The sequence below is a fragment of the Cellulomonas iranensis NBRC 101100 = JCM 18110 genome, assembly GCF_001552375.1.
Lineage (GTDB): Bacteria > Actinomycetota > Actinomycetes > Actinomycetales > Cellulomonadaceae > Cellulomonas > Cellulomonas iranensis.
Genome location: NZ_BCRB01000110.1, coordinates 1 through 9,821 on the forward strand (window position 1 = coordinate 1; position 9,821 = coordinate 9,821).

Sequence of the window (9,821 nt, forward strand, 5' to 3'; positions counted from 1 at the left end):
GAGCGGGTCGCCGCCGAGACCGCGGCGGCCGGCCCGACCGACGCGACGGCGCCCGTCGCCGACGCCCCGGCCGACGCGGCCGCGCCGCAGGACGCCGGGGCCGACGACGCGGCGGACGACCGCCCGTGACCGACCGTCCCGCGCCGCCGCAGCGCCCGGCCGTGCGCGTCACGGTCGCGCAGCTGCAGGTCGGCACGGACCGCGAGGCGAACCTGGTGGCGGCGCGCGACGCGCTGCGCACGGCGGCGCGCGTGCGCGCGGACGTCGCGGTGCTGCCCGAGTACGCGTCGGCGTACGACCCGCGCGGCGTGGGCGTCGACCTCGCGGAGCCGCTCGACGGGCCGTTCGTGACGATGCTGCGCACCGAGGCGCGCCGCGGCGGGTGCGCCGTGCTCGCGGGCACGACGCTGCCGGGCGGCGAGCCCGGGCCCGACGGCCGGCCGCGCGCGGTCAACGCCGTCGTGGGTGTGGACGCGACCGGCGAGGTCGTGGGGGTCTACCGCAAGGTGCACCTGTACGACGCGTTCGGGCACCGGGAGTCGGAGCGGCTCGCGCCGGGGCCGGTGGACGCGGCGCCGCTCGTGCTCGACGTCGCGGGCCTGCGGCTGGGTGTGCTCACCTGCTACGACCTGCGGTTCCCGGAGTCGGCGCGGCGCCTGGTCGACGCGGGCGCCGACGTGCTCGTGGTGCCCGCCGCGTGGGTCGCGGGCGACCTCAAGGCCATGCAGTGGCGCACGCTCGCGGTCGCGCGCGCGATCGAGAGCACGGCGGCCGTGGTCGCGGTCGGCCAGGCCGGCCGGGGCGTGGTCGGGCGGTCGCTCGTCGTCGGGCCGGACGGCGTGGTGGGCCTCGAGCTCGACGAGACGCCGCAGGTGCGGACGGTCGACGTCGACGCGGCGGGGATCGAGGCCGTGCGTGAGCGCGTGCCGTCGTTGGCGCACCGGCGCTACGCGGTGGTGCCGCGCGGCTGAGCCGCCCGCGGGGCGGGGCGCGGGTCGTCAGGCGGCGTGGGCCGTCGCGATCGCGACGGCCACGAAGTGGCACGTGTACCCGACGACCGTGAGCGCGTGGAAGATCTCGTGGAACCCGAACCACCGCGGGCTCGGGTTCGGGCGCTTGAGCCCGTAGACCACGGCGCCGACGGTGTACGCGAGGCCGCCGCCCGCGATGAGCCACACGACCGCCGGGCCGCCCGACGTCCAGAACTGCGGCATGAAGCCGACGGCCACCCAGCCGAGCGCGAGGTAGATCGGCACGTACACCCACCGGGGTGCGCCCAGCCAGAACACGCGCGCGAGCAGCCCGACGAGCGCGCCGGACCACACGACGAGCAGCAGCGTGCGCGCGGTCGGCGGCGGCAGCAGCAGCACCGCGAGCGGCGTGTACGTGCCGGCGATGATGAGGAAGATGTTCGTGTGGTCGAGCCGGCGCAGCACGCCCGCGACCCGCGGCGACCACGTGCCGCGGTGGTAGACGGCGCTGGTCCCGAACAGCATGACCGCCGAGAGCCCGAACACGACGTTGGCCCAGCGGGCGGCCGCGGTGGGCGAGAGCACGACGAGCACGATCGACGCGACGAGCGCGAGCGGCGCGACGCCCGCGTGGATCCAGCCGCGCAGCCGCGGCTTGACCGCGTCGACGACCTGCTCGACCGCGTCGCCGACGGCGTCGGCCGCGCGGGACACGGGGTGGTCGCTGCGGCGGGCCTCGTCGGGGGTGTCGCGTCCGGGGCGCGCGGGGTGCGCGTCGTGGGCCGGGGGAGTGCTCATGCGTCGGGTGCCGCCTTCGTCGCTCGAGACCTACGTGACCGTAGGTTACGCGTCCGTAGGTAGCGGTGTCGACGTGACCCGTGCCCTCGCGAGGTCCTCCGGCGAGTACCGTGGGCGCCGTCGAACGACCGCCACGAGGAGGCTACGCGTGCGCCTGCCGCACCCGCTCTACGGCCTGTACGAGCGACGCCTCGCGGCGTCCCTGCACCCCGACCGGGTGCCGCGGCACATCGGCGTGATCCTCGACGGCAACCGCCGCTGGGCGCGCGACAGCGGCCTGTCGTCCGCCACCGGGCACCGGCGCGGCGCCGACAAGATCAGCGACGTCCTGCAGTGGAGCGAGGACGTGGGCGTCGAGGTCGTGACGCTGTGGATGCTGTCGACCGACAACCTCGCGCGCGACCCCGAGGAGCTCGAGCACCTGCTGCGCGTCATCGAGGACGTCGTCGGCGAGCTCGCGGCGGAGCGGCGCTGGCGCGTGCAGGCCGTCGGCGCGCTCGACATGCTGCCCGACCGCACCGCGTCGGCGCTCAAGGCCGCGCAGGACGCCACGGCCGACGTGCAGGGCCTGCACGTCAACGTCGCCGTCGGCTACGGCGGGCGCCGCGAGATCGCCGACGCCGTGCGCTCGTTCCTGCGCGTGCACGCCGAGGCCGGTGCGAGCCTCGACGAGCTCGCCGAGGCGTTCGACGTCGAGCACATCGCCCAGCACCTCTACACCAAGGGCCAGCCCGACCCCGACCTCGTGATCCGCACGTCGGGCGAGCAGCGGCTCGGCGGGTTCCTCATGTGGCAGTCGGCGCACTCGGAGTTCTACTTCTGCGACGCCTACTGGCCCGACTTCCGGCGTGTCGACTTCCTGCGCGCCGTGCGCGCCTACAGCCAGCGGCAGCGGCGACTCGGGCGCTGACCTGCGCGATCGCCCACGTGCCCGCAGTCGGGCCGTGGGACGTCACGTGAACAGCGCGTGACATCTGCCGCGACGCGCGTGGATGTGCGCGCCGGCGGGTGTGACCGGGGTTACGTTCGCGACCGAGGACGACGCCCGTCGTCCCCGGGAGGCCAGCCCATGGAGCGACCGCTCCGAGACGGAGGGCCGGACCCGGCCCTCGGCCGGCCGACCCGTCCCGCCGCCGTCCGACGACCCGCGGGTGCCCCGGCGCCCCGAGCCGGCGGGCGGCACCCGCACCGGCGCTGACGCGCCCGAGGGGAGCCTGCCGTGGACCGCACCTCGCAGCACGACCTGGGCACCGCACCCGCGACCACCGCCCCGGGGTCGCCCGGGGCCCCCGGCTCCCCGTCCGAACGCCTCACGTACGTGCTCGACACGTCCGTCCTGCTGTCCGACCCGCGTGCGCTCCTGCGGTTCGCCGAGCACGACGTCGTCCTGCCGGTCGTCGTCGTGACCGAGCTCGAGGCCAAGCGCCACCACGCCGAGCTGGGGTACTTCGCACGCAGCGCGCTGCGCCTGCTCGACGACCTGCGCGTCGAGCACGGCCGGCTGGACGCGCCCGTGCCCGTCACCGACGTGGGCGGCACGCTGCGCGTCGAGCTCCACCACGTCGACCCGCAGGTGCTGCCGTCGGGGTTCCGGCTCGGCGACAACGACACCCGGATCCTCGCGGTCGCGGCCAACCTGGCCGCCGAGGGGCGGCGCGTGGTCGTGGTCTCCAAGGACCTGCCGATGCGCGTCAAGGCGTCCGCGGTCGGCCTGGACGCCGAGGAGTACCGCGCCGAGCTCGCGGTCGACTCGGGCTGGACCGGCATGGACGCGCTCGACCTCACCGAGCAGCAGATGGCCGACCTGTGGGAGCACGAGTCGCTCGCCCTCGCGGACGTCGCACCGCCGGCGGCGGGGTCGACGCTCACGGGCACCCCGACCGACCTGCGCTGCCACACGGGCCTGGTGCTGCACAGCCCGCGCGGGTCGGCGCTCGGGCGCGTCACGGCCGACAAGCACGTGCAGCTGGTCCGCGGCGACCGGGACGTGTTCGGGCTGCACGGGCGCTCGGCCGAGCAGCGCGTCGCGATCGACCTGCTGCTCGACGAGGAGATCGGCATCGTGTCGCTCGGCGGGCGCGCGGGCACGGGCAAGTCGGCGCTCGCGCTGTGCGCGGGCCTCGAGGCCGTGCTCGAGCGGCGCCAGCACCGCAAGGTCATGGTCTTCCGCCCGCTCTACGCGGTGGGCGGGCAGGACCTGGGCTACCTGCCGGGGGACTCGGCCGAGAAGATGAGCCCGTGGGCGCAGGCCGTGTTCGACACGCTCGGCGCCGTGGTCGGCAAGGAGGTCGTCGAGGAGATCGTCGACCGCGACCTGCTCGAGGTGCTGCCGCTCACGCACATCCGCGGGCGCTCGCTGCACGACGCGTTCGTGATCGTCGACGAGGCGCAGTCGCTCGAGCGCAACGTGCTGCTCACGGTGCTGTCGCGCATCGGGCAGTCGTCGCGCGTGGTCCTCACGCACGACGTCGCGCAGCGCGACAACCTGCGCGTGGGGCGGCACGACGGCGTCGCGGCGGTCATCGAGGCGCTCAAGGGGCACCCGCTGTTCGCGCACGTGACGCTCACGCGCTCCGAGCGCTCGCCGGTCGCGGCGCTGGTCACCGAGCTGTTCGAGGGCATCGACGCCTGACGTCGTCCGGCCCGCCCGCGAGGGGCGTCGACCCGTCGGGGTCGGCGCCCCTCGTGCGTGCGCGACGTCACCCGGTGATCGGCTCGACGTGCTGTTGTTCCAGGCGTAATGTTCCGGCCGGAACAAGGACCGAGGTCCCACGTCCCGACCGTGCACCCCGACCGGAGGACTGACATGTCGCGCACGCCGACCGCCGTCACGGTGGTCGTCCTCGCGCTGCTCGCCGAGCAGCCCCGGCACCCGTACGACGTCTTCCAGACGCTCGTGGAGCGCGGCGACGACCGCCTCGTGCGCGTCAACCCCGGCGCCGTCTACCACGCGGTCGACCGGCTCGAGCGCGACGGCCTCGTCGAGGCCGTCGGCACCGAGCGCGCCGGCAACCGCCCCGAGCGCACCACGTACCGCGCGACGCCCGCCGGCCACGCCGCGCTCGCCCCGGCGATCACCGCCCACCTGGCCGACGAGCGCCCCGCGCTCCCGGACTTCCCCGTCGGCCTGGCGCACGCGTGGCGCCTGCCCGTCGACGACGTCGCCGCCGCCCTCCGGGCGCGGCGCGACCGCGAGGCCGCGCGCCTCGCGGAGCTGCGCGCCCGCATCGACGCCGTCCGCGGCGAGGGCCTGCCGCGCCGCTTCGTGCTCGACGGCGAACGCGAGCTCGTCCTGCTCACGGCGGAGATCGCCTGGCTGGACGACGTCCTGCGCGAGCTCGCCGACGACACCCTCGAGTGGGGCGGGCCCCCGCCCCCCGACTTCCTCGCCGCGCGCGCACGTCGCCTCGCGGCCACCGACACCCGGAGCACCCCGTGACCCAGCCCCTCGTCGACCTGCGCGGCCGCAGCCCCTGGAGCGTGCTGCCGCCCCTGTGCCTCGGCTTCTTCATGATCATGGTCGACACGACCATCGTGAACATCGCCGTCCCCACCCTCCAGGACGCGTTCGGCGCGAGCCTCGTCACCGTCGGGTGGGTCAACAGCGCCTACCTGCTGACGTTCGCCGTCCTCCTGCTCGTCACCGGGCGGCTCGGCGACCGGTTCGGCCCGCGTCCCGTGTTCGTCACCGGACTCGTGATCTTCACGCTCGCGTCGCTCGCGTGCGGCCTGTCCGGCTCGGTCGGGTGGCTCATCGCCGCGCGCGCCGTGCAGGGCGTCGGCGGCGCGCTCATGACGCCGCAGACCATGGCCATGATCACGCGCGTCTTCCCGCCCCAGCAGCGCGGGGCCGCGATGGGCGTGTGGGGCTCGGTCGCGGGCGTCGCGACCATCACCGGCCCGGTGCTCGGCGGCCTGCTCGTCGAGACCGTCGGCTGGGAGTGGATCTTCTACGTCAACGTCCCGGTCGGTGCGGTCGCGCTGTGGCTGTCGTTCCGCCAGCTGCCCGTGCTGCCGACCCACGCGCGCTCGCTCGACGGCGTCGGCGTCGTGCTGTCGGTCGTCGGGCTCACGCTCCTGGTCTTCGGGCTGCAGGAGGGCGAGGCGTACGACTGGGGCACGATCGTCGGTCCCGTGACCGTGTGGGGCGTCGTCGGCGCGGGCGTCCTCGTGTCGGGCGCGTTCCTGCTGTGGCAGCGCCACCGCGGCGACGACGCGCTGCTGCCGCTGCGGCTGTTCGTGCACCGCAACTTCTCGCTCGCGAACGTCGCCGGCGCCGCCGTGACGTTCGCGATGACGGGCATCTTCTTCCCGTTCACGCTGTACCTGCAGCAGGTGCTCGGCCTCTCGCCGCTGCACGCCGCGCTCGTCGGCCTGCCCGGGTCGCTGCTGTCGGGCGTCATCGCACCGTTCGCGGGCCGGCTGTCGGACCGCGTGCCCGGCAAGTGGGTCGCGTTCAGCGGCTTCGCGACCCTCGCGGTCGCGATCGGGATCCTCGCGACGCAGGTGCAGCCGGGCGTCGCCGTGTGGCGCCTCGTGCTGCCGATGGTGCTGTTCGGCGTCGGCACGGGCCTGGTGTTCTCGCCGCTCGCGAGCCTCGCGACCTCGGGCCTCGACCAGCGCACCGCGGGCGCGGGCGCGGGCGCGTTCAACACGACGCGCCAGGTCGGCGGCGTCATCGGCTCGGCCGTCGTCGTCGCGACCCTCACGTCGCGCCTCGCCGCGACCATGCCGGCCGCCGCGCAGGACGCCGCCGCAGGCCTGCCCGAGCAGGTGCGCGGGCCGTTCGTCGAGGGGTTCCGGCAGGCCGCGTCGGCCGGGCTCGGCGCCGGCGGCGGGTTCGACGTGCCCGCGGGCGTGCCCGCCGACGTCGCCGAGCAGCTGCGCGCCGCCGCGCGCACCGCCGTCGACGCCGGGTTCGCGTCGGCCGCCGCGCAGACCCTCGCCGTCACGGTCGGCGTGCTCGTGCTCGGGGCGCTGTGCGCGCTCGCGATGCGCGCGCACCGGCCCGGCACCCCGGCGGACGCCGGACCCGCCGCGCCCGCCGAGCAGGTCGCCGCGCCCTGACGCCCGCCGGTCGGGCGGGACCCCGCGGGTGCCCGCCCGACCGTCAGCCGTCGAGCAGGCGCCCGTCCGCGAGCCGGATCGTGCGGTCCGCCAGGGCCACCATGACGGGGTCGTGCGTCGAGACGATCGCGGTCATGCCCTCGGCCTCGACGACCGCCCGCAGCAGCGCCATCACCTGCCGGCCGGTCTCGGAGTCGAGCTGACCCGTCGGCTCGTCGGCCACCAGCAGCCGCGGCGACGTCGCGAGCGCGCGCGCGATCGCGACGCGCTGCTGCTGCCCGCCCGACATCTGCCCGGGGCGCTGCCGCGCGTGGTCGCCGAGGCCCACCAGGTCGAGCAGCAGCGCGACGCGCGCCTCGCGCTCGGGGACGGGTGTGCGGCGCATCCGCAACGGCACGCCCACGTTCTCGGCCGCCGTGAGCACGGGCACGAGCCCGAACGTCTGGAAGACGAACGACACGACGTCGCGGCGCAGCCGGACCAGCCCGCGCTCGTCGAGCGCCGACACCTCGTGCCCCGCCACCACGACGCGCCCCTCGTCGGGGCGGTCCAGCCCGCCGATCGCGTTGAGCAGGGTCGTCTTGCCCGACCCGGAGCGGCCCACGAGCGCCACGAGCTCGCCGGGCTGCACCTCCAGGGACACGTCGCGCAGCGCGTGCACGGCCGTGCGGCCGCTGCCGTAGGTGCGGGCGACGTGCTCGACGAGCACCATCGGCCCGCCGGTCGTCGCGTCGCGCGGCGTCGTCGCCGTCGTGGTCATCGGGCGTCCTCCCCGTCGGTGCGCGCGTGCTCGGGGTGCACCGCGATGTGCGACTGCTCGAGCGTGAGCCGCACGCGGCCCACGAGGTCCAGCGCCTCGCGGTACTCGCGCGGCAGCTGCACGCGGCCCGCGCGGTCGAGCACCGCGAGCTCCTCGGCCACGGTGTGCTCGGTGCCGTCGTCGCGCGTCGTGGTGCGGCGCAGCACCTCCGAGCTCGTGCGACCGTCGCGGATCGCGACCGTGCGCTGCACGTGGTCGCTCACGCCCGGGTCGTGCGTGACGACCACGACGGTCGTGCCCAGGTCGCGGTTGACGTCGCGCAACGCCGCGAGCACGTCGGCCGACGTGGCCGTGTCGAGCTCACCCGTGGGCTCGTCGGCCAGCAGCACCTGCGGCGAGTTCGCGAGCGCCGTCGCGATCGCGACGCGCTGCTGCTCGCCGCCCGACATCTGCCCGGGACGCCGGTCGGCGCAGTACCCGACGCCCAGGACGTCGAGCAGCTCCGCGGCGTCGACCCGCCGTGCCCGCCGCGGCCGCCCGGCCAGCGCCATCGGCAGCGCGACGTTCTCGGCCGCCGTCAGGTACGGCACGAGGTTGCGCGCCGTCTGCTGCCACACGAACCCGACCGTCGAGCGCCGGTAGGCCACGCGCTGGCGCGCGGTCATCGCCATGAGGTCCCACTCGCCGACGCGCACCTGCCCGGCGGTCGGCACGTCCAGGCCCGAGAGCACCGCCAGCAACGTCGACTTGCCCGACCCCGACGCGCCGACCACCGCGACCAGCTCGCCCGTGCGCACCAGCAGGTCCAGACCCTGCAGGGCCTGCACCTCGACGCCCTCGGACTGGTAGATCCGCACGAGCGACTCGCACACGATCAGCGCCCCCGTGCCGAACGCCTCGGGACGCGCACGGGCGCGTTCCTCGAGCGTGGCCAGGCTCGTCGCCGTCCCCGCTGCCTCGGTCACGTCCGTGTCCTCTCGTCGGTTCACCGCTCGCCCACCCGCAGCACCTCGCCCAGGCGCTCGCGGCGCCGCAGGCCCTCCTCGATCCCCACCGCGACCAGCGTGGCGGCGGTCAGCACCGCCGCCGCGACCAGCACGGGCCACGCCACCACGGCCACTGTCGCACCCGCGGCCGACCCCGTCAGCCAGGCGAGCCCGAGCGCGTCCGCGACCAGGTGCGGCACGACGAGCCCGATGACCGACCCGCCGACCAGACCGCCGAGCACGAGCGGCGCGAGCTCGCCGAGCGTCGCCCAGCGGGCCGTGCGCGCGTCGAGGCCCAGCGTGCGCAGCGTCGACAGCGTGCGGCCGCGTTCCTGCGACGTCGCGACCACCACGAGCACGAGCGCGAGGACCGCCAGCACGGCGAGCGCCCCGACGGACGCGAGCTGCAGAGCGGTCAGCGCCCGCGTCAGGGTCTCGCCCGACCACGTGCGCCACCACCCCTGCGCGGTCGTGGCCGTGAGCCCGGAGTACACCGGCTCGGCGAGGTCGAGGGCCGCGATCGCCGCCTCCGTGCCCGGTCCCGACACCCACGCCCGGTCCGCGGCGGGCACGTCGGTCAGCGCGGCCACCACCGAGCGGTCCACGACGACGAGCCCGTCGTCGCCGTCGGACACGTCGCGCAGCACGTCGCGCGCGTCGACCGGGGGCACGCCCGCGTCCGGCGCGAGGGCGGTCGTCCCGCGCACGTCGAGCTCGACGGAGCCGACGAGCACCGACAGTCGGACGCCGTCGGGGTCGAGGCGCGCGAGCAGGCCGGGGGAGACGAGCGCGGGCACGCGCGCGTCCGTGGCGTCGCCCAGCCCCGCGAGCCCGGCGTCGACCGGCAGGCCGCGCGCCGTCCGGACGGCCGCGAGGTCGGCCGCGTCGACGAGCAGCACGGTCGCCTCGAGCCGCGAGCCCTCGCCGTACGCACGCTTGGTGGTCTGCGACCCCGTGGCGACGGCGGTGACGCCCGGGGCGGCGCGCAGCGCGTCGAGCGCCGCCTGCCCCTCGGCGCGGTCGAGGCGCCCGTCGAGGCGTCCGTCCGCGCCGACGAGCACGTCGGCGGTCGTGCGCTGCCCGTCGTCGACCGACTGCACGAGCACGCCCGACAGCACCAGGAGCGCGACCGTGACGGTGACCGTGAGCAGCGGCACGAACGCCGTCGCGCCGCCGTGCGCGCGCGCGACGGCGAGCGGGGCGGCGAGCCCGCGCGAGCGCGACGCCAGGCGGCCCGCC

Annotated in this window: 9 protein-coding genes; 5 read left to right on the forward strand and 4 right to left on the reverse strand. The window is 76.2% G+C overall.

The genetic code is table 11. From position 1 onward, the window contains the following. Positions 1 to 125 precede the first annotated feature (125 nt). Positions 126 to 971, forward strand: coding sequence for a carbon-nitrogen hydrolase family protein (locus CS2_RS16425; RefSeq protein ID WP_070320787.1), 846 nt, complete (start codon positions 126 to 128; stop codon positions 969 to 971). Positions 972 to 998: 27 nt separating this feature from the next. Here CS2_RS16425 and trhA read toward each other — a convergent pair whose 3' ends face one another. Next, positions 999 to 1,769, reverse strand: a complete 771-nt coding sequence (trhA, locus tag CS2_RS16430) for a PAQR family membrane homeostasis protein TrhA (RefSeq protein ID WP_070320788.1) — start codon at positions 1,767 to 1,769, stop codon at positions 999 to 1,001. Between the two features lie 148 nt (positions 1,770 to 1,917). On the opposite strand from trhA, the gene CS2_RS16435 reads away from it, so the two are divergent. The 4 genes from CS2_RS16435 (at position 1,918) to CS2_RS16450 (ending at position 6,836) form a co-directional block, all read left to right on the forward strand. Beyond that, on the forward strand, positions 1,918 to 2,679 hold the full coding sequence (locus tag CS2_RS16435; protein WP_046530288.1) for an isoprenyl transferase: 762 nt from the start codon (positions 1,918 to 1,920) through the stop codon (positions 2,677 to 2,679). Positions 2,680 to 3,012: 333 nt separating this feature from the next. Further along, positions 3,013 to 4,401 carry an RNA 5'-3' helicase PhoH2 gene (gene phoH2 / locus CS2_RS16440; protein WP_070320792.1) on the forward strand — a complete coding sequence of 463 codons (1,389 nt, stop codon included), beginning with the start codon at positions 3,013 to 3,015 and terminating at the stop codon, positions 4,399 to 4,401. A 174-nt stretch (positions 4,402 to 4,575) separates the two neighbouring features. Continuing rightward, on the forward strand, positions 4,576 to 5,208 hold the full coding sequence (locus CS2_RS16445; protein WP_070320789.1) for a PadR family transcriptional regulator: 633 nt from the start codon (positions 4,576 to 4,578) through the stop codon (positions 5,206 to 5,208). After that, the gene (locus CS2_RS16450; RefSeq protein ID WP_070320790.1) at positions 5,205 to 6,836 is read left to right on the forward strand and encodes an MDR family MFS transporter; all 1,632 of its coding nucleotides are present in this window, start codon (positions 5,205 to 5,207) and stop codon (positions 6,834 to 6,836) included. The genes CS2_RS16445 and CS2_RS16450 overlap by 4 nt, the downstream gene beginning before the upstream one ends. A 43-nt stretch (positions 6,837 to 6,879) precedes the next feature. On the opposite strand, the gene CS2_RS16455 is transcribed toward CS2_RS16450, so the two are convergent. From CS2_RS16455 to CS2_RS16465, 3 genes are all read right to left on the reverse strand, one after another. Then, positions 6,880 to 7,596, reverse strand: a complete 717-nt coding sequence (locus CS2_RS16455) for an ABC transporter ATP-binding protein (protein ID WP_070320791.1) — start codon at positions 7,594 to 7,596, stop codon at positions 6,880 to 6,882. Further along, positions 7,593 to 8,561 carry an ABC transporter ATP-binding protein gene (locus CS2_RS16460; RefSeq protein WP_201775289.1) on the reverse strand — a complete coding sequence of 323 codons (969 nt, stop codon included), beginning with the start codon at positions 8,559 to 8,561 and terminating at the stop codon, positions 7,593 to 7,595. Before CS2_RS16460 ends, CS2_RS16455 begins: the two co-directional genes overlap by 4 nt. Positions 8,562 to 8,581: 20 nt before the next feature. Further along, on the reverse strand, positions 8,582 to 9,821 hold a 1,240-nt coding region (locus CS2_RS16465; protein WP_156442179.1), incomplete at its 5' end, for an FtsX-like permease family protein.